Annotated in this window: 15 protein-coding genes; 1 reads left to right on the top strand and 14 read right to left on the bottom strand. The window is 28.3% G+C overall.

Going from position 1 to position 24,809, the window contains the following annotated elements:
• Window positions 1-954: 954 nt before the first annotated feature.
• The 8 genes from ACPYPZ_RS03720 to def all read right to left on the bottom strand — a co-directional run bounded on the left by ACPYPZ_RS03720 (window position 955) and on the right by def (window position 8,903).
• A complete protein-coding gene (locus ACPYPZ_RS03720; protein ID WP_426461268.1) occupies window positions 955-1,893 on the bottom strand; it encodes a variable surface lipoprotein in 939 nt (312 codons plus the stop codon).
• Window positions 1,894-1,959: 66 nt separating this feature from the next.
• Complete coding sequence (lysS, locus tag ACPYPZ_RS03725) at window positions 1,960-3,420, bottom strand: lysine--tRNA ligase (protein WP_426461269.1); 1,461 nt, start codon at window positions 3,418-3,420, stop codon at window positions 1,960-1,962.
• A gap of 11 nt (window positions 3,421-3,431) precedes the next feature.
• Window positions 3,432-3,959, bottom strand: coding sequence for a hypothetical protein (locus ACPYPZ_RS03730; RefSeq protein ID WP_426461270.1), 528 nt, complete (start codon window positions 3,957-3,959; stop codon window positions 3,432-3,434).
• 166 nt (window positions 3,960-4,125) lie between these two features.
• The gene (eno, locus tag ACPYPZ_RS03735; RefSeq protein ID WP_426461271.1) at window positions 4,126-5,487 is read right to left on the bottom strand and encodes a phosphopyruvate hydratase; all 1,362 of its coding nucleotides are present in this window, start codon (window positions 5,485-5,487) and stop codon (window positions 4,126-4,128) included.
• A gap of 185 nt (window positions 5,488-5,672) precedes the next feature.
• Window positions 5,673-6,230, bottom strand: coding sequence for a DJ-1/PfpI family protein (locus ACPYPZ_RS03740; protein ID WP_426461272.1), 558 nt, complete (start codon window positions 6,228-6,230; stop codon window positions 5,673-5,675).
• A 3-nt stretch (window positions 6,231-6,233) separates the two neighbouring features.
• Entirely contained in the window at window positions 6,234-7,145 is a 912-nt protein-coding gene (locus ACPYPZ_RS03745; RefSeq protein WP_426461273.1) for an MSC_0882 family membrane protein, read from the bottom strand.
• 11 nt (window positions 7,146-7,156) lie between these two features.
• Window positions 7,157-8,323: a hypothetical protein gene (locus ACPYPZ_RS03750; protein WP_426461274.1), complete on the bottom strand. Its 1,167-nt coding sequence runs from the start codon at window positions 8,321-8,323 to the stop codon at window positions 7,157-7,159.
• A gap of 16 nt (window positions 8,324-8,339) precedes the next feature.
• Entirely contained in the window at window positions 8,340-8,903 is a 564-nt protein-coding gene (gene def, locus ACPYPZ_RS03755) for a peptide deformylase (protein WP_426461275.1), read from the bottom strand.
• Window positions 8,904-8,964: 61 nt separating this feature from the next.
• Between def and plsY the strand changes: the two genes are divergently transcribed.
• Window positions 8,965-9,621, top strand: a complete 657-nt coding sequence (gene plsY / locus ACPYPZ_RS03760) for a glycerol-3-phosphate 1-O-acyltransferase PlsY (RefSeq protein WP_426461276.1) — start codon at window positions 8,965-8,967, stop codon at window positions 9,619-9,621.
• A gap of 34 nt (window positions 9,622-9,655) precedes the next feature.
• On the opposite strand, the gene ACPYPZ_RS03765 is transcribed toward plsY, so the two are convergent.
• From ACPYPZ_RS03765 to ACPYPZ_RS03790, 6 genes are all read right to left on the bottom strand, one after another.
• Window positions 9,656-10,591: an ABC transporter ATP-binding protein gene (locus tag ACPYPZ_RS03765; RefSeq protein WP_426461277.1), complete on the bottom strand. Its 936-nt coding sequence runs from the start codon at window positions 10,589-10,591 to the stop codon at window positions 9,656-9,658.
• Window positions 10,591-18,696 (bottom strand): ABC transporter permease, encoded by an 8,106-nt coding sequence (locus ACPYPZ_RS03770; protein ID WP_426461278.1) that lies wholly within the window; start codon window positions 18,694-18,696, stop codon window positions 10,591-10,593. Before ACPYPZ_RS03770 ends, ACPYPZ_RS03765 begins: the two co-directional genes overlap by 1 nt.
• A gap of 206 nt (window positions 18,697-18,902) precedes the next feature.
• Entirely contained in the window at window positions 18,903-20,987 is a 2,085-nt protein-coding gene (gene ftsH, locus ACPYPZ_RS03775) for an ATP-dependent zinc metalloprotease FtsH (protein WP_426461279.1), read from the bottom strand.
• Between the two features lie 45 nt (window positions 20,988-21,032).
• Window positions 21,033-21,917, bottom strand: a complete 885-nt coding sequence (tilS, locus tag ACPYPZ_RS03780; protein ID WP_426461280.1) for a tRNA lysidine(34) synthetase TilS — start codon at window positions 21,915-21,917, stop codon at window positions 21,033-21,035.
• Window position 21,918: 1 nt separating this feature from the next.
• Window positions 21,919-22,473 carry an aminoacyl-tRNA hydrolase gene (pth, locus tag ACPYPZ_RS03785; RefSeq protein ID WP_426461281.1) on the bottom strand — a complete coding sequence of 185 codons (555 nt, stop codon included), beginning with the start codon at window positions 22,471-22,473 and terminating at the stop codon, window positions 21,919-21,921.
• A complete protein-coding gene (locus tag ACPYPZ_RS03790; protein WP_426461282.1) occupies window positions 22,473-24,683 on the bottom strand; it encodes an AAA family ATPase in 2,211 nt (736 codons plus the stop codon). The genes pth and ACPYPZ_RS03790 overlap by 1 nt, the downstream gene beginning before the upstream one ends.
• Window positions 24,684-24,809: the final 126 nt, after the last annotated feature.

Genomic DNA, 24,809 nt, shown 5'->3' on the forward strand with positions numbered 1-24,809 from the left:
ACCAATAGAACCATATTTATGCAATAAATAAAATATTTTTGAGCTTTTGAAGTAAATTCAAATTTTATTTTATTGATATAAAATACCGGAAATAATGCATAAAGCACACAATTCTTAGTCATTAATAATGAAATAAATTGTAGTAAATACAATGAGATACAAAAATTAAATAAGATAATCATTGTTGCACTCACATATTTATGTTGTATTTTGGTGACATTAATTCTAGTGAACATGAATTTTCATCTAAACACCCTCTTAAGTTATAATTAGATTTTGCTAGCTGAATTTCAATACAATAAAATATTAATGAACTAATTCCAATAATTATAAGGCTAGCAACAAATATATTAAAGAGCAAGTATGTGGTCTTCTTAAAGTTAAAATTCTGCACTTTGATCATAAGCTTTGTGTTCCTCTACTTGATTTAAAAGTAGAGGTACTCCTTTGTATTTAAAATATTTTTGTTATTTAGTTTATGTAAATAAAACCAAAATTTTTCTATCATCATTTTTTTAAGCCTTAACATCTTTGATTAATCATCATCAAGCATTCACTACACTATTATTAATTTTTTCAAATCAACTACTGAATATATACTGTCAAAAACTATTAAAAGAACTTTATAACCATTTAAATCTGTTAAGACTTTTGATGATATTATTTTGTGATGAGAGTTATCGGTTTTATTGATTCTTAATAACTCTATTTTTAAAATAAAAATTTAATAATTTGCAGTAGTAATAGCAAACTATTGTAGTAATTACTTTTACTACACTTTAATTATATGCTTATATATATATATTAGTTAGTTATCGATTTATGGAATCAGGAAAACTTTTTCCACTTTTTATTTTTTAAATCATAATTTACATAACTCAATAATACCCTAATTTAAATTAATAGTTATTTTTATAGATTTGCATAGAAAAACACACTTGCGTGTGTTTGAAGTTATTTTTGAAAGTCTGTATAAGCAATTTCTTGTAAGAATCCTACAAGTCAATTTTTAAACTCTGGTGTTCATTTATTATTAAATGCAGCTGTAGGAATAAGATCTTTAAAGTTAAATTTACTTAAGATTTGTTTTTGCGTGTCTAAAATTTGATCAATTTGTTCTTGTGACATTCCTGCTGCTTTTAAATTGTTTACTTGTTCTTGAACAACAACATTTATAACATTTCTGAAATATTCATCAATAGTTAATTTTTTACTGAATGTTACTTTTAAGTTTTTGATAATGAAATTTCCTTGAATAAGAGTATCTTTACCAGAAGTTAAAGCACTCATAAATGCTTGTTGTCATTTTACACTGCTTGTTTTTAATGTTTCAAAATTATTAAAGTCTCATTCGATATTTCCAAAATTAGTAACTGCTCAATCTTTGTTTGAAACACCTTGGAATTCTTTCTTAAGCATATCTATATATGGTTGATTAGCTTTATCAAGTAACTTTTCATCTACAAATTGAAATAGTAAAAGTTGAGCTGGGAAAGTGTATAAAACTGGATATAACTTTTTAAATTCTTCTTCTGTACCTTGTGGTAAATTAGTAAATGAACTTAAAAGACTTTGTAGTTTTTGAAATTCAGGTGTCATAAGTTTTGACAATTCCAATTTATAATTTACTGGAATAGTCGTGTTAAGAACAACCTCTTGAGTTTCTTTATCACTTGATAAGAAAGTGTTTAATTGTTCAACAATTGGAATAAAGTCAAGAGCTCATTGGTTGTAAACTTTTTTGGTAGTATCAGTAGCACCTTTTTTAGTGTCATCATTGTCTACAACAGGTTTATTTTTTTCTGTTTCATCGTTACAGCTGATTGCTACAACAGGTAATGCAGCTGTTGTAGCGATCGAACCAGCTGTTAATAATCATTTTGCTTTTTTCATTCGTACCTCATTTTTAGTTTTAATTGCATAATAATTTTACAAAAAAATGTCGAATTACACGACATTTTATCTACGCTTCATTGTAGGGAATAATAATACATCACGAATTGAATCTTTTTCTGTTAATAACATTGTTAAACGGTCGATTCCAATTCCACAACCACCAGCAGGTGGCATTCCATATTCTAAAGCATCAACGAAATCTCAGTCAATATCACTAGCTTCATCATTTCCATTATTTTTTTCTTCTAATTGAGCTTCAAATCTTTCTAATTGATCAATTGGATCACTAAGCTCTGTATACATATTTGCGTATTCTTTAGTATTAATGAATAATTCAGCTCTTTCTACAAAACGTGGATCATCACCTTTAGCTGTTAGTGGAGAAATTTCAATAGGGTGCCCATAAACAAATGTAGGCTGAATTAATGTTTTTTCAATTAATTCTTCGAATAATTCGTTAATAATGTGTCCTAATTGGTGGAATTTTTGAACCTTAATTCCGTGTTGTTGAGCAACTGCTACAGCATCTCCGAAATCAATGTTTCTAAAATCTTCACCAGTAGCTTGTGAAACAGCTTCAACCATATCAAGACGTTTAAATGGTTGAGTTAAATCTATTTCTACACCTTTGTTAATGACTTTTTCTTTACCTAGTTTTTTAGCAATACCTTTGATTAATTCTTCAGTACGGTTCATCATACCTTCTAAATCAGTATATGCTTCGTAAAATTCAATTGAAGTAAATTCTGGGTTGTGTGTTGTATCGATACCTTCATTTCTGAAAATACGACCAATTTCATAAACTCTATCAATTCCACCAACTAATAATTTTTTAAGAGGAATTTCTGTTGCAATTCTTAACACAAACTCTTGATCAAGAGCATTATGGTGTGTTTTGAATGGACGTGCACTAGCACCTGAAAGATAATCATGTAAAAATGGAGTTTCAACTTCCATATATTCTAAATTATCAAAATATCTACGGATTTCACTAATGATTTTTGTTCTGGTTCAAAATGTTTCTCTTGATTCTTCATTAGTAATTAAATCAACATATCTTCTTCTGTATCTTTCTTCTACATCTGTAAGTCCGTGATATTTATCTGGTAATGGTTTTAAAGCTTTAGTTAATAGTTTAATATCTTGAGCCTTTACAGTAACAGCCCCAGTGTGTGTTTTCATCACAGTACCTTCAACATAGATGATATCACCTAAGTCAAATGTGTTAACAAGTTCTGTAAGTTGTTCATTCATTTTCTTATTGAAGTAAACTTGAATTTTTCCATGGTAATCTTGTAATAAAATGAATGGACCACGCATTGTCATAATACGTCCTGTAATTGCTACTGGAATATTTTGTTCTTCTAATTCTTCTTTAGTAACGCCTTCATATTTTTTTGCTAAATCATCTGAATATGATAATTCTTTTAAATTTTTAGCTTTTGCAAAAGCTTCAACACCTTTTTCTTTGTAAAAATCTAATTTTTTACGTCTAATTTCTTCTTGTTCTGTATATTTTTGCATATTAACCTTTCTTATGCATTTCTTACAGCTAAATCTAAGTCTGCAATAAATTTAATTATTTTTCTAATTTCTGTTAATTTTTGTTGTTGTGTTCCGTATTGTAAAAGTAATTTACTTTCACCTAATTGTTGACTAATTAGCTCTCTATATTTATGGAGCAATTCGTTATTAATTTGATATCCACCATTAACTGGAGTTAAAACAGATGAAAATCCAAAGTATTGGAGAATAAAACTTCTTTTTAATTTTAAAGTTTTATTTTCAGCAACATAGTTATCTGCAGTTACTCTAACTTTTAATGTAAACTCTTCATTTAAATTTGTTAAAGAATTTAGAGCAAACGCCTTAATGTCATAAATAGTTTGCAAATCATCTTCAGCTAATTTTAATGTGTGCAACTCAATACCTTTTTTGCCTTCTTGTGCAGCATCACTATAAAACAATGAAATATTTCCTTTATCTGTTTGAACATTACATGAAACTGCTGCTAATGGTAAAGCACAAGGAATGCTTAAAGTTCATAATCATCTCTTTTTCATAATTCTTCCTTTATTAATATAGGTATTATATTAAATATAAACGTCTTTAGTGCTAAAAAATACCATAGAATGATGAAATTTAAAATATTTTTTCAAAATCTTTTTAAATTTAACAAAATCGCAAAAGAAAAAGGCTAATCAGCCTTTCTCGTATTATTTAAAATCATTATTTAACGATGTTGTAGAATGATTTGATTCCTTTGAATTCAGCAGCTTCACCAAGTTCTTCTTCAATTGCTAATAAACGGTTGTATTTAGCAATACGGTCTGTTCTTGACATTGAACCTGTTTTAATTTGTCCTGCATTCATAGCAACAGCGATATCAGCGATTGTTGAGTCTTCTGTTTCTCCTGAACGGTGTGATACAACAGCTGTCATGTTAGCTTTTTGAGCCATTTGAATAGCATCGAATGTTTCTGTTAATGAACCAATTTGGTTAACTTTGATTAAGATTGAGTTCATTGCTTTTTCTTCGATAGCACGTTTTAAAATAGCTGTGTTTGTAACTGTTAAGTCATCACCAACGATTTGTAATTTATCACCCATTTCAGCTGTAAATCTTTCAAATCCTGCTCAGTCACTTTCTGCGAAACCATCTTCGATTGAGATGATTGGGTATTTAGCAACTAAACCTTTAAGGTATTCACCCATTTCTTCTGATGTGAATGATAATTTAACATCTGTTAAGTTTTCAAATCCTGGACGTTTTTCTTCGATAGCAGCTTTTAATTTACCAAATGTATATACACCATCTTTGTAAAGTTCACTTGAAGCACAGTCCATTGCAATAGCAACAGCTTTTTCACCTTCTTTAGCAGGAACGTATCCAGCAGCTTCGATAGCAGCAACTAAGAAGTCAAGAGCTTCTTCGTGTGATTTGAAGTTAGGAGCAAATCCACCTTCATCACCAACTTGTACTCCGTGTCCAGCTTTTTTAAGTAATTTAGCTAAGTTGTGGAATACGAAGTTAGCCATTTGTAATGCTTCACGGAATGTTTTAGCACCAACTGGCATAATCATAAATTCTTGGAAGTCAACTGTGTTTGATGCGTGTTCTCCACCGTTAATAACATTTAACATAGGAACTGGTAATTGGTGTCCGTTAAATCCACCTAAGTATTTGTAAAGTGGTAATTGTAATTCATCAGCAGCAGCTCTAGCAACAGCTAAAGAAACTCCTAAGATAGCGTTAGCACCAAATTTTTCTTTGTTTGCTGTTCCGTCTAATTTGATCATTAATAAGTCAATTTTACGTTGATCTGTAACTTCCATTCCTTCTACGTATGGAGCAATATCTTCGTTAACGTGGTCAACAGCTGTCATAACACCTTTACCACCGAATCAGTTACCTTCGTATTTTGTACCTTTATCTCTAAGTTCTAAAGCTTCACGAGATCCTGTTGAAGCACCTGATGGAACCATAGCTGATCCATAAGCACCCATTTCTGTGTAAACTTCAACTTGAACAGTTGGGTTACCACGTGAGTCTAAAACTTCACGTGCATGAATTTTTTTAATTGCAGACATTTATTTCTCCTCTTTTTTTATAATAAAAATATTTATAAATTCTTTTGTTAGATTGGTTGAGTATGTAACTCTTTTAATCGCTTATATTTTACCTTTTTATAACGATTTTTAAATATTTATTTTTGAATTGAATTTCTGGTAGTTTTAGACCAAAAAATGCAGTAGCTTAACTACTGCAAATTTAGTTATTTACAATTTCCTGTCATTCCGCAAACTACTGGACGAACTTTGTCTTTTCCAAGTAAGACAGAAACTATTTTGTATCCAAATTTCATTGAAGCATCAGCACAGCGACCTGTAAAGATATTTTTAGTGCTGTGAATTACATAATTATTTAAATAATATTTAGTGCGGTATGTTTCAGCTCATTCACTCGGAAAAGCTGCATATGGTGTATTTTCATCGATAATTCCAGCTTCACGTAATACATTTGGTGCATCACAAATTGCAAAAATGTATTTGTGTAATTTATTAGCTGTTTGAATTAATTCTAATGAAATTTTATTAGTTCTTAAGCTTTGAGCGCCTCTTCCACCTGGAATAAATAATGCACTATATTCTTGTAGGTCAATTTCATTTTTAATATTATCTACATGAGCTATTCCGTATTGACCTACAGCTTCTTTTAAATCAGGATTGTAATAATCAATTTCAATAGAGCTATCAGCTCTCTTTAAACATGATAATGTACTAGTTAGTTCAATGTCATTAAACAAGTTTTCTATAATGACCAATATTTTCATGGTTTACTTCTTTCTACGTATAATACGTGTGTATGCTAAATAAATAAATACAGCAAGTGGTAAAAGAACCACCAAAATAAACACAATGATGTACATTCTAAGTCAAGCTTTATTTTCGCTTCTTTTTGCATCCGCAACACCATTAATAATAGTTGCAGCATCAGCACCTAAATAACTTTTTAAATCATATAATCTTTTCTTATCATAAAGCATTACAAATGCATATAATGCACTTACAACAATAATTCCAATTAATCCTATAACTAAAAATCTATTTGTATCTCCAGCAAACGCTTTATCTAAAATTGGTTGTCATTTGATTTCGATATGGAAGTTACCTGTTACACTTTCGCTTGCACTACCAATTTCTCATTGACCACCATTGATGTTGTATAACGCAAGTATAACCAGTAAAAATAAACCAAAATAAGTAAGGAAAAATCCAAAAATTCAAGTTAAACGTAATGATTTAAGTGTAACAGATTTATAAACATCTGCAAACATAGTTGATGCAGCCGCATCTCCTGTTGTATAGTTATGTCTATAACTTTGCTCTGTTTTCTTTCAAGCTGCAAGCTTGATAAAGTTTAAAATACCCATTGGTAAAGTAATTACCATTGCGATTCCAATTAAAATGTAATATCCTACACCATTTGATGTTGAATCTGCTTTGGTTGTAACACCAATAACAATACCTAGTGCAATTAATGCAACTAAGAAGAAAACCATTCAAATTATTCCGCTGATTAATTTAATGTTTTTTTCTTTTTTAATTGTAGTAAATGCAGATGGATTAATTTGTTTGTGTGGATCATTATAAACCTTTGCAGGTTGTTTTTCGTTTATCCCATAAATAGTATGTGATGTTTTCACATTCACATCATTATCATTTGAACGTGGACTAAAATTATTCATACCGCTCCTTTCTATTTTGTTTTTAATAATTGAGTAATTAATAAATCAACATTAATATTATTAACAATTTGTGAATCACCAATTACTTTTGCCGCAACATCTGTTAAAACATTAATTAATGCAGCTTTTGTTTTATTATCAACTTTATTGTAAACATTATCAACAATTTCAAAAATTCAACCAGTTTGTTGTTTGATGTCTTTGTTTTCAGTTAACATTTCATTAAAGTCTTTCGCGATTTCAAGTGTTAATTTGTCTTTACCTTCTTGGGTAGAAGTATCGACACCTTTTTCATTAAGATATTCTCGATAATTATCTTGCACAACTTTTCTTAATTCGTTAATGTTATTTGCAATATCGTATTTTTTAACTAAATCATCAAAATCGATTTGATTAATAGTTTGTTTTACGGTGTTAACTAGAATATCTGAGTTTTCAGCAGCAATATCGGTTAATTTTGTAAATGCTTCTACTGCATTTTGTTTATCTTCGGTAGTTAATTTGTCATATTCACCATTAATTACTTTTTCAATGATTGGTTCATTCTTTTTAATTTCTTCTAGCATTTCAATTGCGTTTGGAAGTAATCCTGGTGAAACATATGCACTACCTAATGAATAAAACTTAGTAGATACATTCTCTAATGTGGTTAGTGAGCTTTTTTGAGTTAAATAAGCAACAGGTGCCATTGATGCTCCAGCTGTTAGAGCACCAAAAGCAAGACCAAAAGGCATCATAATCAATCTTGTTATAGCGTGTTTAAATCCTTTAAATCATCCGCGTTTTGCTATGCGTCTAATAATGATTATTAATGCTCAAATTGCATCAACAAAAATCACGATTCAAATTAAAATAACGATAATTAAGGCTGGATAAACCTGTGCTGCAACCGATATTAATATATCAATCGCTTCTTCTGGTATACCTGTTATATTGTTAATTACTAGTGTTTTTGCTAATGATGCACCAAATAGTTTCACCATTCAGCAAACAAAACCAACAATAAGTCACATAATTGATTGACCTAGAACTCAACGTCAACTTCCTAAAAATCCCATAATTAAACCAATTATCGCAAATACAACAGCAATAACTATTGCAGCTGGGATTAAGCTCTCGCCTACTGATTGAATATGTTTAAGTTGACTAATAATATTATCTAAATTATTACCAAACATATAATTCCTTTATAAATTATAAATATTTTGCATTTTTGACTTTTTGTCAAGGATTTTTGACTTTAATCCGATCGATAAATAAGTGTCCGTTTAAATGATCAAGTTCATGTTGGAAAACGATTGCTAAATATCCTTTAGCATCAATTCTCACATATTCACGTTTGTAGTAACTGTAAGCATCCACTACTATTCTGTCTGCACGATGTACAAATCCTGCTTGATTAGGAATTTCATCTCCTACACTTAAGCAACCCTCTCCTTCTTCGAGTGCTATTTTTGAAGAACTTTTGAATACAACTTTTGGATTAAATAAAACATCTTTAAAAATTGCATTCCCATCTTCATCTTGTATATAAACGTAAAAAACATTTTTAAGAATTCCATATTGTACCGCAGCCACACCAACACCTGGACGAAACTCTGTGTCAGGTTCTTGCGAGTCATCAATATGATAAATCATTCTTTCAGCTAATTCGATGTCTTCTTCGGTTAATGGAATAGGAACATCTTGTGATTTTTGTCTTAATACTTTCTCTGGTAAAAAGACTAATTTAATATCAAATTTTTTATTTCCTTTCATATCTTTATTATATTAAAATAATAAATAGTATCACTAATTTAATATAATTAGGAGCAATATTATGAGTTTTTTAATCAATATTTCTATATTTGTCTTAGGATACCTTTTTGGTTCCCTAAATACTTCCATAATTTTAAGTAAAGTTTGAAAAAAACAAGACGTTCGAGAATTTAATTCAAATAATGCAGGTGCAACTAATTCTTCACGTACTTTCGGAAAAAAATTCGGTTTAATTGTTTTAATCATTGATGTTCTTAAAGGTTATTTATCAGTTTTATTAATTGGTTATTTACCTTTTTTGTCAATAGCAAATGAATATTATATTTTTCCTTTATTAGCTGGTCTTGGTTGCGTTGTTGGACACATTTTTCCTTGCTTTTTTAAATTTAAAGGCGGAAAAGGTGTTGGATGCAACATTGGAATTTTAATTGCGATTAACCCAGTGTTATTACCAATTGCTGCAGTAATTTTCTTCAGCATTGCATTTGCATTTAGATATGTGTCACTCGCAAGTATGTTAACCGCTTTTTTAATGATTGGGTTTGTCGCAATTCCATGAATTTCAGTAGGTCCACTAGCTTATACAAAATTTGCTAATGCACCTTATTATGCTAATTTAATTATTTTTACTTGCTGTATAGCACTTTTAATTGGTGCTCATTATTCAAACATTCAAAGATTAATCAAAGGAACTGAACGTAAATTTAAATTTAAATAAAATGCATCTAGTTTTTTTGCTAGATGCATCTTTTTTACATTTTAAGTTTTTGTGGATGCGTTGGGTTTTTGTTTTCTTTTATATCGGCAATTCTACCTTTTTTAACGTAGAAAACTTTATCCGCAATTTTTTCAATTGTTGGGTCGTGTGTAACCATAACAATAGTTGTTCCATATTTTTTATTAATATCTCATAAATATGAAAGTACGATGCGTGAAGTATTTTCATCAAGAGCACCAGTTGGCTCATCAGCGAAAATAATCTCAGCATTTTTTGCTAATGCTCTAAGAATTGAAATACGTTGTTGTTGTCCCCCTGACATTTGAGAAGGGAATTTCTCTTTAACATCATGCATATCGAATTCTTCGAATAGCTCATCAAGATTTAATTTCTTGCTTTTATCCTTTTGTAAATAAGAACCTGTCTCAACATTATCATAACCAGTTAAATTTTGCAATAAGTTATAGTTTTGGAAGATGAAGCTAACATGATCACGTCTAAAAAGCGTAAGTTGTAAATCACTTAAATATGGTAAGTTGGTATCACAAACAATAACATCACCATTACTTGGACGATCTAAACCACTAATTAAGTTTAATAAAGTTGATTTACCACCACCAGATTTACCGAAAATTAAGACAAATTCACCACGGTTAATTGTGACTGAAACATCTTTTAAAACACGTGTTGCGATATTACCTGCTAAATAATATTTTGAAACATTCTTAACTTCAATAATTGCATTTTCACTGTTTTTTAAAGCTTTGTGTTCATCTGGCTGTCTTTTTTTATTAGCAGCTTTTTTTAGTTTTTTAACAACTGCACGATCAAGAGTAATTCTATTTGCTCCACCATCAGCATTTAAGACTTCAAAAACGTTTTTAACAGTAATTTTAACATCAGCACTTTTCTTAGTTAAAACTTGTTCTTCAACGTGTTCAGTTGGTTTTTTTTCTTGAATATCGCTCATTATTTTCCTTTCAATAAGTCTATTGCTTTAACTTTATTAATGTTTCTTCAACTAATAATTGAGGTTATGATGAATACCATAAAGACAATTAATACAACTAATCCAATTGTAATAAATGTTATGTTTAGTGGAATCGCTATTGCTGCTGTTGCAGTTAAGAATCCACTAAAGATAAACATAAATCAGATTCCTAAAGGAATAGCAATTAATAAGGAAATTAAGATAAACGGAACATAAATTCCAAAGAACATCTTAATTTTTTCTTTTTCGTTGTATCCTAAAATACTTCAAATTGCTATATTCTTTTCATTTTCGTTAATTAATAATGTTGAAATGATTACTAAAATGATAATTGAAACTAAGAAACAAATAATTGAAATGATTGTAATAATTATTTGCACAGTAGCAGCAATTGATTTAGTATACCCAACTTCAATTTCTTTAGCATCAATTGTTGATGCTGTTGGAATATAAAGTTGATCATCATAAATTTGGGCAAATCTTTGAATATGCACTTTTGCATTATCTTTAGCTAATTCATATTCGTGTTTAATTTTATTTAAATCAGTTTCATTAATATCGAAGTTCTCATTTAAGAATTTAATAATTTGTGCTGGTTTATAACCGTTAGTAATCATATTTCCTTCAGGCATTAATTCACTGATAAATTTACCACCAAAAATTCCATCAAACATATCTTTTGCATCGTTATCATTTAACTCATCTGCATTAAATGAATCTGTTGATGGGTTGTATCCGCTTGGACTATATAATCCTGTAGATCAAATTAATTGTTGTGGTTCGTTATCTTTAGACAAGATACCATTAAATGGACTAAATTCTGGATTGTAATTTAAAGTATTAAGCTCAGTAATTCGATCAGCAGCTTCTTTCGGAATAACAAACTCATTATTAATATAAGTATCTATAATTCCAACCACTTTAAATTTGTGTTTATATTCAGGTACTTTATAGTCTGAATAAAGTGCTTTTTGAATTTTATTTTTGTATCTATTAACATTATTTAACACTTCAAGTTCAAAGACATCATTTTGTTTTAATTTAAATAACGCCTCTGAAACGTGGTTAATTACAATTGGAATTGGATCACCTTCTTTATTTTGGACATAAAGTTCATTAATGTATTTAATTAAGTCGTTTCCGCTGTTATCTTTAATTTTTACGAATTTTGAATTTTCATTATATCCGTAAAGTTTAATAGCTTTGTCTTTGTAATTACTTGCTACATATGTATAACCTTCATCAACACGAGGGTTAAAGTATAGCGAGTTAAATCCAACAAAGAAATCATAAATTGGATTGTATTTTTCTTTTTCAGCATCTGTAGTTGCTTTTTCACGTAATTCTAATTTCTTAATGTTGTCTTCATATACTTTTGCATATGCATTAACTAAGAAATCACGATATTCATTCCGTTTATTTGATGTCGAAATTACCTGACGTTCAAATTTATTACTTAAATTATTTCATTCAAAGTAATAGAATTTTCCATCCATTGTGTTATCTGGGTTAGGAATGTAATAGAAGAAGCTTGTTCTATTTTGTTTTGTTTTTTCACCATTAACTGATAAGACTTTTTGTCCGTTATTGTCGGTGACTTCTTCATACACAATACCTTCTTGTGTATGTTGTAAAGCATCAGCAACTTTATCACGAACTTTAATAATTCTTGATTTTTGAGTATCAGGCAATGAGTTATAAACAATTTGTCATGGATCGATTGAAATAGCTGAACTAACTTTAATGTTAACTGAGAACTGAGTAACTATATGACCATCATAAATACTTGGGTTTCCATTTTTATCATCTTGATTAATTACATTAGAAAATCCAGGTTTAAAGTAATCGTTTGCATAAGTAGCAGCTTCAGAAATATTTCCAATCGGAACATATAATGAATTTTCTAATTGATCTTTTGTTAAGTAGAATGGATTTAAAGCTCCATTTTCAACTGTTGGTGAGCTTAAATCATATTTATATGTGTAATTTCTATTATTGTATGTTGAATTAATTGATTTTTCAAATACTCCAAAAGTTCCAAATGCAAACACTGTTGTAATACTTGCAAGAACGACAGAAACAGAGAATGAAACTAGTTTTCCGAAACTATTTAATAATAATGAAGCAGAGAACTTAGTTTTAACATTTCTTGATTTTAACTTCTTAATAATATTTTGAGCAACTTCACCAGTATTTAATTCCACCACTCCAGACATTAAGTCAATCGCTTTATATCTAAGTGAGTGTAATGAAATGAAGATGATTAATAATGACATCGCAATTAAAGGTACAAAGATATTAATTAATAGTGATAACACTGAAAAATCAAGTGTTTGAATTGGAATGGTTCAGTAAGCTTGTAATAATCTAATTGCTTGTCCGTGTAACATAAATCCTGTAAAGTATCCTAAAACTCCACCAAGGAAAATCGTAAAGAATGCGAATGTAGTTAATGAAATAGCAATTTGAATTGGTGTATAACCTTGAGCCACTAAAATACCAATAACTTTGTTTTTGTTTGCAATATAACGTTTAATAATAAAGATAATTGACACTGTAACTAAGAACACAAGCATAATTAAGAATACTAAAGAAACTAATTTAACTGATGTAACAATTCCTTTAGTTGTTGAAATTCTGGTTGCTCTTTCTGGGTTAATAGGATCAATTTCAGTTGATAAATAAACTCTTTGGAAACCATTTTTATTGTTTGTTGAAACACTAACAATTTCTTCAAGCTCATTTTTTAAAGCATTTAATTCATGAATATTATCATTTTGTGGTGCGTGTACCACTAAATATTCCTTAACAACATTTCCTTTAAATGCTTGACGCATTCTATCAAATCCAGCTTGTGTTACAAATAACACTGCTTGGTTTTTAGTGTTAACTTGAATGTTATTTTCATCAATAACTGGATATAAGTAATCAAAAGTAATATCATCACCAATAATGATATATTCTGAACCACTTACGTCAATTTTGTATTCTTCAGGTAATTTTTTAATTAGTTCTTGAATTTTAATTGAGTCATTCGGAATAGTTCCGTTATAGATTTTTTTATTATTTTTTTGTAATCAAGCAAAGTTTGCTTTAGCTAAATATGAATTAACTTCATTAAATTTAACCATTGTGCTTGAATAACTTACATTAGTAATTGAGTCCATTCCTTTAATCATAATATCGATTAAATTAAGACCAAAAGGAGTGTATTTTTCAGGATCTGCATCCACTAATTTTTGAAGTTGCACTAAATAATCGTTATCAATCGCAATATAGAATTGATAGTCTCTTTCAGCTACAACATTTGTTGGTCTAGTAATATTACCATTTGTTAATAAATAATAGGCTAGTTGTTCATCTGCAAATAAAGCACTGAAATCAACTAATTTATCATTGATAAAGTAAGCTAAGTTAGAGTTTTCATCTGCAACCGAACCAATTGCGTTGGTATCAGTTAATAATCACACTAATAATTGTGGATTTTTATGTCTAAGTAATGGGTTAATTAAGACATCAGAAATTCCAATCGCACTAAGTGAAGGAATTTTATAGTTTGTTTTTAAAACATAATTTAATATTTCAAAATTATCATTAATAACTTCTGATTTAAACATTCCGTTAATTAGGTTATCTAAAACAACAGAAAGTAAGTTATTATATTTAATTTCGTATCCTCTGATATTTGTTTCAGAATATCTATTAAATTGCTCAGAAGCACCAATGTATGCAAATGTTTTAGTTAAAGCTAACTGATGTTTTTGAACATAATCAGCCGCAAATGGGTATTTCTTAATTAATGCATAAATTAATTCATTTTCATATCTACCAATTGAATTTTGCTTAAACAAGATTTTTGCAGTTGCTTCTGGATTTGCTAAAGCTCTTGAAACACCAAAGTGTGTTTGATTTGCTGAAACAATATTATTTGCAGAAGGTTGAATCAATTCAAATGAGTTGACAAATTTTAAGATTTCATCATTATTTGCTAATGCTAATAAATCATTTAAGAATGAAATTTTCTCATCAATTGTTGCATCCATTTCTAATGCTTCTCAAAGTGGTTCAATAATTCCGTATGCAGAAGATAAATATGAGTAATTGTCTAATGCAGTGAATTTATCAAACACATTTAAAGCTTTTTGTACAACAGAGTAAAATAGCACATCACTAGTTGTATCTTTTGTATTTTCAAAGTATTCAAAAGCATTACCAAGACTCATATCTGCAGTTAATCTTGTATTGTTATCTTGGAATCTTAATCATTTTAAAATATCAGATCATAAATTAACTTTAGCCTGAATTTCATCTTTAGAATATGTGATAAGCTCATTTTTATCATTATATGTTCTTCAACCAAAGAATGTATTGATAATTCTTCTCTCTGATTTCTTAAGTGATTGTAAATCTAAACTATCGTAGTTTTTGATTTTATTAATTAATAAATCAAGTTGAGCAAATTGATTTAATTGCTCAGTTGTTGAACCTTTATCATTACTTTGAGGATTATTACCAATCACACCTGCAAGTTTAATTAAGTCAAAGTAGTCTAATTTATCAGGGTCGCTAGCTGGAACTGTTAAATATAAATCCTTATCAACTTTGATTGATGTTCCTTTACTTGAAATATTGAACATCTTTATTACGATGTTTTTAATTGATTTATTTGAACCTGGTGCAATAAAGAATGTTCTTAATACTGAATAAATTCAATCTGCTTGAGTTAAATAAGATGCAATGTAATATTTTTCAACTTCAGTAGTTGTATTAAACACACTGTCTAAAATCTTTTCTTTAATGTTAAAGCGGTCAACTTTAATTTTTGATTCAACAACTTTTATAAATGTTGGTAAATCAAAACTAATTAATAAGTTAGATAATCCATTCAAGATGTTTCTATAATGCCCTTCATCTTCTTTAGCATCTAACTGACCTAAAATTTCAGTTAATTGTTTAGGTAGGATTGCTAAAACTGGTTGTAATGGGTTTTCTGGATTATCAAATTGTAAAATTAAATCTAAATTAAAGTTATTAATAATATTTAAAATAGCTTGTTTGAAAGGTTCTCAATCAATTGATTTTAAGAATCATAAAACAAGTTCATCATAACTTAATTTTCTTTGATAAAAAATTTCGTCTTTATGATTTTTTACATATTCTGCATCAACTTCCTTGTCATCTTTATCGTAATATCTGTTGTATTTATTAATAAAGAAAGAATTTGAATAATCTGTAAACACCCTAAAATCAATCGCATTAATGATGTTAATTAAGTTATCAACTACCACGATTGGGTCGTTTGATAAATTAACAATTCCACCTCAATTAATTGGTGTTGAAGAAATTTCACCAATTGCAGCTTTCATAAATGCATCGAATTTTTTAATTTGTTCAGTTAAATATTCTTTTTGTTTTTCTTTTGGGTGTGCTTCAATTTTTTGCTTAATTCTTGTTAAGAATGTTGTGAAGAATTTATTTAAGTAATCACCATTAGAATCGTGAGTCATCTCGTAAAGAGTATCAAGAATAAGCTTAGGAACAATATTTAAGTTAACATTACCTTCACTAAAGATTTTTGCAAATGAGTTCTTTTCTGCTGCGATAGCAAATGATTTTTGAAAACTATAAATAATATCTCTAGTAAGGAAACTATCACGAATTAAACTTGTTTCAAGTAAATTCTTTTCAACCTTCTCTAAAGCTTTATTAAGTGTATTAAAGTTAGTTGCTTCTTGAGTAACTTCACTATCTGGACCACGTCATCCAAATGGTACATAAATTCAGTTTGCAAATTCCTTTGATTTAGCTGTCCATCCATCTTTTCCTATGTTAGCTTTTAAAGTCAACATATTATTTGGACTATTAATTAAATTACTAAATTCTTCGATTGTTAACTCACCATTAACGTTTGTTTGTAATGGTAAGTTTTCTCAATTAATAATTTCATTGTTTTTATTAAAAATAGGATGTAACATAACAAGTTTATTGTTATATCACATTACACCTAAGTTAGCAAAGTTAGGTACTAAATCATAACCATATTTTGATAACTTATAAACCTTTTTAGTTTTAATTAATTCTTTTTCACCTGTGTTTTTGTTATGGAAAATAACATTTTCATAAGCAATATCTAAATCGATATAGTCAGGATCAGGGGAAATATTTTCTTTAGCATATTGAATTATAGTTACGGCAATAAATGGTGGAATTTGTTTTGATTTAAATAAATCTTTATTAATTGAATCGTTTTCTTCTAAATGGAGTTTGTTATCATTAGATACTAATTTGTCAACATTAATTGGAATTCCAATAATGGCATTTCTTTCATCACCGTTATTAACTAAATGAAAAACATATTTTTCATCATTATTAAATGAGTCAATAGTAATAGTTTGTCTAATACCAATATTTTCGCCGCCTACTTTTGATGCGATTTTGTTGTAAATATTTTGCTTTGTAATAGTTACGGCACCATTTTTAATGTAGTCAAATCTTTCGTTTTTAATAAGTTTATTAGTAATATCTTTGTATTCTTTAATGGTTAAACTTGAATCGTTTGTCTCGATTTGAGCAATACTCTTAGGTTCATTAAGTTTATAAAAATCTAAAATACTTGTTGTGTAATTTAAATCACCTTTTGAAATTTTGACAAATGAATCGTTGTTTAATGTTTCTTCAGAAATTAATTGATAGCTTTCTGGTGCTAATACTAATTTTGATGTATTTGCTTCATCGTATGAAACAGCATTATTTGTTTCAAACTCAACAATTTCTTTTCCTGGTTGAATTTCACCACGTTTATTAAATTCTTTTAAAAATGTTTTACTTGCTTTAGTTCATAAAGAAAAATCTTTTAAGTCTGAACTAAAGTCATTAGTATTAATTAAACTTTCTATAAAGCTTGAGTATGTACCAGTTCAGTCTTTTTTATGGAAACCATCATATGTGATTCGATAGTTTTTTCTTGCATAAAAACTATAGTCTTCTTGAATTGCAGTTCATTCTGTTGGAATGTTATATTTTGTTCCAGCATTAAAACTAAATTTTTCAGGTAAACTTGCAGTAATTTCATTAGACGTAAATATGTCATCATATTTAAAAGCAGCGCTTAATTTAAGATCATAATAATCTTTTAATGTCATACCACCAGGAATGTTAATTATTCCAGTGTTAATAGGTGAATTTAATTGTTTGTAATATAATCCATCTTCTTTTTGTAGAAAACCTAATTTTTTAGCCACAATTTCAGAGTCAACAACATACACAATATTTTGTGCAGTATTTCATTTTCTTGCAGTTAATAAATCAAATGTAGCAACAGGCTCTTTATATGATAAATTAATATACATTAGCGGAATTTGTGCAGCATATAATTTGTCGTTTCTTTCACTTAAACTTACAATATCTGATAATTTATAATCCTTATCAAATGTAAAAATTAATTTGTCATCTGGAGTGATTGTTCTGCTTTTTTCATCAATTACATATTGACCATTAATTTTAGAATATGTGTTAATTAAATATTTATGTTTAAGAATGATGTAATGAAAATTAGGAGTAAATTCTAAGTTTAATAACGGTTGGTCTTTTAAACTAGATTTTTGAGGGTTATAGTTTGAATAAAGGGTTAAAAAATCGCTTGTTTTAATATACTTTTTTGCAAAACGATTTTTATCAGTTATGGTTGTAAAGAAATTTGATAAATTTAAGTATTCTTCATTTTTAAGGTTGTTGAAATTAATAACTTTATATTCATCTTTGAACTTAGGTTGACCTTGAGAATCAACTTCAACATAATAAAGTGGTTTATCATAATCACTTCTACTATCGTTTTGAGTTAATCCATTAATGTAGTAACCGTTATTAAAAGCTGAACCATTAGCTGAAAAGTTATAGTCAACAGTTAAATCATGATATTTAGATTTGTCCTTGTAGTAGTTGTATTGCTTTTTCATTGATTGGTATGTATCGTTTAAAACCGTAAACACACCAGCAGTTAAGAAAATCAATATCGTTAGTCCAGCAACAACAACTTTATTATTTTTGAATAACGATCTTCAAACCTCTTTAAACAACCTTTTCATATGTCTCCTTTATATAAAATACTGTATTTAAATATTATAAATGTAAATAAAAATAATGTAAACTTTACTAATTAGTGATATACTTATCGACTTTAGAAATAAAAAAACTTTTAGCACTATATTTAAGCACTAAAAGTCTTTATATGAAATTTATTTTTAATTTCTTTTATTTTTTATGATATTTTTTGAAAATTCTAGAAGAAAAATTATTTGTTTTCTTCTTTTTCTTCAGATTTTTCTTCTTTATTTTTTTGTTTTTCGTCGATGATATTTTCGCTTTTCTTAATTAAATCATCTAATGATTGTAAGTGTTCTTCTTCAATTTTAGCATCTTCTTTTTTAGGAGGTAATGCTAAGTTTTTTGCGATGTATTCAATTTCCTCAGAAATAATTGTTTCTTTTTCAAGTAATAAAGTTTTAATTAATTCTAATAATTCACGGTTTTCTTGAATTGTTTTTGTAGCTATTTCTTTAGCTTCTAAAATAATCTTACGTACTTCTAAATCAATTTCGTGACTGAATTGGTTAGATAATGTTCCTGAAGTTGCTAATGTCTTACCTAAGAATGGATTTCCATTTTCTTCTTGGTATTTAATAGGACCTAAATCACTCATGCCAAATTCTGTAACCATTCTTCTAGCAATGTTTGTAGCTTTATTAATGTCATCAGAAGCACCTGTGGTAATTTGAGATTCACCATAAATGATTTCTTCTGCTGCACGACCACCCATAAAGCTTGCGATAGATGCTAATAACTCTTCTTTTGTGTAGTTGTATTTTTCATTTTCAGGCATCATTAAGTTATAACCACCAGCTTGACCACGTGGAATAATTGTGATTTTTTGGACTTTGTTTCCACCAGGAATTTTAATACCAACTACAGCGTGTCCTGCTTCGTGATATGCAACTAATTTAAGTTCTTCTGGTGTAATTGTTCTTGATTTTTTAGCTGGTCCAGCCATTACACGGTCGATAGCTTCATCAATTAAATCTAAAGTAATTGTTGGAATATTTTCACGAACTGAAAGTAAAACAGCTTCGTTAATAACGTTTTCAAGTTGAGCACCTGAGAAACCAGGAGTTCTACGTGCAACTCTTGAAAAATCAACACTTGGGTCAAAACGTTTTCCTTTGGCGTGTAATTTAAGAATTTCTTCTCTTTCTTTTACATCTGGTAATCCAACTGTAATGACACGGTCAAAACGACCTGGACGTGTTAAAGCAGAGTCAAGAACGTCTGTACGGTTAGTTGCTGCAATGAATAGTAAACCAGAGTTTTCTTTAATACCATCCATTTCAACTAAAAGTTGGTTAAGTGTTTGTTCACGTTCATCATGACCACCACCAATACCGCTTCCACGAGTTCTACCGATAGCATCTAACTCATCAATGAAAATAATAGCTGGTGAGTTTTTTCTTGCTTCTGCAATAACTTGTCTTACACGTTTAGCTCCCATACCAACGTATAATTCAACAAAGTTTGAGGCTGAAACAAAGTAGAAAGGTACGTTTGCTTCACCTGCTGTTGCTTTTGCTAATAATGTTTTCCCTGTTCCTGGAGGACCACCTAATAAAATACCTCTAGGCATTCTAGCTCCTGAAACTTCATATTTTTTAGGATTTTTTAAATAATCTACTATTTCTTTAATTTCTTCAATTGGTTCTTTATTTCCAGCTACATCAGAGAATTTTTTATCTGATTTAATTAATTGTGCTGGACCTTTGTCACTAAATGGACTTCCTGCACCACCTGACATCATTTTTGATTGTGCTCTAAAAATTCAAAATAGCACAAATGCTATAAATAATGTAGGTATTATTGAAAGAAGGAAACTTGTTCATACACTTGGGTAATATGTTTCTGTTCCAGAAAATGTACCAACAAATGATTTTCATCCTTCTGTTGTTTGTTTAACACCGTGATAGATAGCAAAGTTATCTTGCCCTTTAACTAGTGATAATGTATCAGCATTTAATAATGATAAACTTCCTAAAACTTTAAAACTTACTGATACATGGCTTTCATTACCATTTACCATTTTAGTAAAGTAATACACACCAGAAATATAGTTATCATTATGGTTTCATACTATACTTGAAAAAAAGTTTTTATCTGTTGTAGAGACAGCCGCAGCTTTTACTCACTCTTCAAATTTTTCAATACTAATTATTTGTGGTTGGTTAAATCTATTTCTAATAAAACCAAAATAAACAATTAGACCAATTAATGCGATTGCAATAATTGTTGAAAAAACTGAAAATCAAGCTGATTTCTTTTTCTTATTATTCATGTCTCTCCTTTCATTTCTTTATTAATATATAAATATAATTTTATATTATTTTGAAATAATTAATTTACCTTGTTTTTTTATTAAAAAGACATCATTTTTTAATAAATATTTTGATGTTCTATTTGTAGATGTAATGAATTGAATTATTGAAACAATTTTTCTAGAATTAAGTTCTACATCATCAAAATAAGAATGAACCAATTTGTAAACACATTCTTTTTGGTATTGCATTTGTTTAAATAATTCTTGTGAAAACCCTGATTGTTCTCACACTTTAAATTCAATATCTACTTTTTTTTGTAAGTTTTTTAAACCTAAATTTTTTAACTTGAAATATCAAATATAAATTAATTTATGTAATTTTGTCTTCTTTTTAAAATAAATTCTAATTTTGTTTCTAGTGTATTTAGGTAATTCGTTTGTATAATCACAATAAAAAGGAATGCCTTCTTTCTTACACTTTCGAAGTATTGTATTTTTAAAATATTTATTGACAAATGGACGATAAATGATTAAATTATTAACTTTATTTATTTTTTTAATTCCATAAAAAGAAGTTATTCTTTGACTTCTTTTTTGCATTATTGCAGTTTCTAAAAAGTCATCTAAATGGTGTGCTAGCAATAAATATTCAGCACCTATTTTATTGCTTACTTCTTCGAAAAACTCATATCTTTTTTGTCTTGCTCAATCTTGAAAATTACCTTTTTGGTAATCTTCTTTATTTAGACATAATTTAAATAAATTAATGTTGTTTTGTGAACAAAAATCGGACACAATTTTTTCGTCATTCTTGCTATCTTCTCTTTGATTATAATTTACAAACGCAACATTTACATTAGGATAGTCATTGAATTTAGAAAGCATATACATACTATCTGGTCCACCACTAACACCAAGTAAAATTGTGGTATTTTTATTTATTTTCATTTTATTTCTTTCTAGTGTTGTATTTATTCATTACAGTCACGATGTCATTAAATGCAAAGTCAACACAAGCATCAGCAGCTTTATCTAAAATCGGTTCAAGCTCTTTCATTTCATCGCTAGTAAATCTACCTAACACGAAGTCTCTTAAAGCAGATTGATGTGGCACATCGATCCCTATTTTTAAGCGTTTAAAGCTTTGTGTTCCTAATTGATTAACAATGCTAATCACACCATTATGACTTCCGCCACTTCCACCTATTTTAATAGCAGATTTTCCTAGTGGAAAATCTTTTTCATCGTGAATTACTAATATATCATCAGGTAAAATTTTAAAATAATTAGCTAATGATGAAATAAATTGGCCTGAATTATTCATATAGGTCATAGGTTTAGCAATAACTAAATCATCAACCTTAACATAATCACCATTGAATTTATTTTTATTTAGGGAAACACCTAATTTATTGCATATTTTGTCAATAGTTAAAAAACCGACATTGTGGCGTGTAAATTTATATTGGTCACCTGGGTTTCCTAATCCAACAATTAATTTCATTAATCCTCCTTAAGTTTTTCGAGTAAATTTGTATAAATTTGTTTTTGTTTAAAGTGCGAATTTAATAATAGTTGATAATAAAAATCACCACTAGTAGTTACAATTCATAAATGTTTTTTAGCCCTTGAAGTAGCGGTATAAATCATTTTTTTATTTAACATAAAAGTATGCGAAGGATGAACTAAGAATATTACATTATCAATTTCACTTCCTTGAAATTTATGAACTGTTACACCATAAGCTAAACTAATTTGATCTCTAAATTCTTTTTCGGTGTATTCGATATGTTTTGTAACTTGCGTTGTTTCATTAGTAAAGGAAACTACGATTGTTTTATTATTACCACTAGATTTATTATTAATTACACGTGTAATTAATCCAAAGTCACCATTATAAATATCATCATTAACTCTATTTTCTTGTTGCATTACACGATCGCCAATTCGATAAACAACTTCAGTTCCTAATCTTTTTGTTTTATAAACTTCTTCACCGTTTGGATTAATTTTATTTTGAATTAAATTATTTAAATTATGTAATCCAACATTTCCACGATACATCGGAGCTAATAATGAAACATTTTCTAATCCGTTAGCTTTTAAAATATCACAATATAAATCAACTATTTTTTGATCCATATCTGAGATATCAAACTCAACAAGATCCACAATACCGCTTGCAAATGGTGGTATTTTATTTTTCTTTATATTATTAAAGTGGTTTCAAATCTCTTCGCTATCACTTCTAAAATATTCATATAGATAGCTTACTTGGAATTTTTCTGATGTAATGATGTCATAAAGCAAGTTTCCACTTCCGATTGCTGGAAGCTGATTAATATCACCAATTAAAACTATTTTTTCTAGATTAGGACAGTTTACTAATAATTTAAAGAAAATATTTAAATTAACCATTGAAAACTCATCAATAACTAATATTTTAATATCATCTCTTTCTTCTTCGTAAACCACATCTTCAGAATCGCTTCCTATTTTTAAGAAACTATGAATTGTTTTTACTTTCGCATCTGCTTTTAAACTAACATTTGTTGCTGCTCTTCCTGTTGGAGCTAAAATAACATAATCTTTTTGATTTTTATATTTGTTTGCTTTTAAAGTTTGATTAATTTTCTTTATTAAAAAGCTTTTTCCCGTTCCTGGACCACCAGTGATTACTACAACATTATTTTTTAAAAAATTATCATAAGCTTGTTTTTGATCTTCAGATAGCATTGTTAACTCTACCGGATTTAAAGAGTTTAAATATAATGGTTTAGTGTCAATAGATTTAAGTTTATTAGCTATATAAAGTTCTTTTTGATATGTTGTGTCTAAATATAAAAATACTTCATCATTAATTCATTTAGTATGAATAAAATTTGCTTTAATTTGTTGCGACATTAAATCTTCAAGTATATTTTCATCTGTTTGAAAATAACTCAATAGCTTTTTATAAACTTCTTCTGAAGATATAATTGTTGAATTTTCTTCCTCTAATTCACTCATTATAGAATGTAAGTAAGCTTTAAATCTTTGTGATGATAATTGGTTTCATCCTATTTCTAAAGCAAATTTATCAACTTGGTTTAAATCGATACCATCATTTAAATAAAGCAGATAAGGATTATTGAGTTTAAAATATTCCACGAAATTCATAAATCCGTATTTTTTATTTAAAAACTCATAAAGCTCAATTAAATTGTGTTCATAAAAGAATCTAATATTTTCATTAGTTTCTTCACTACTTAACATTAACTCATTAATTAATCTTTTATTTTCTTCTTTTGAATAGAATTGAATAAACCCATCTATTTGCTTTGTTGTTAATACTCCATAAAGTAAAGGAGCATTTTTATCAAAATCATTTAATAATTCAAATATTTTTGGACCAAAATTTTTCGCAGCAATCTCAGCTGATTTTTTTCCAACGTTTTTGATATTTTTAATAAAGAAATCTTCTCAATCAACTTCTTTTTTCTCAGCTAAAGCCGGAACATATTTAATTAACCTTTTTGATGATTTATATTGTGCATTATTTTGCACTACTTCTATTTCATAATTTGTTCTTAATCTCGGAGTGATTCCAGTTGCAAACACATTAAATGTCTTATTAGTACTTGAATCTTGGAAGCACATTAAGGCTCATTTATTTTCTTCTTGTTTAAAGATTTTAATAAAAACACCTTTGTATTTTTCATTCTCTTGTTTCATAATTATTTTAATTATATCAGTATTTATATGCTGTAAATTAATACTATAAAAACTGAATAAAACTATGTTAATAATTTGTTAATATTTTTATTTTTTTCAAAAGTTATCCACAAAGTTGTTAATTTG

The sequence above is a fragment of the Mycoplasma hafezii genome (genome assembly GCF_049942695.1).
GTDB classification, from domain to species: Bacteria; Bacillota_I; Bacilli_A; order Mycoplasmatales; family Metamycoplasmataceae; genus Mycoplasmopsis; species Mycoplasmopsis hafezii.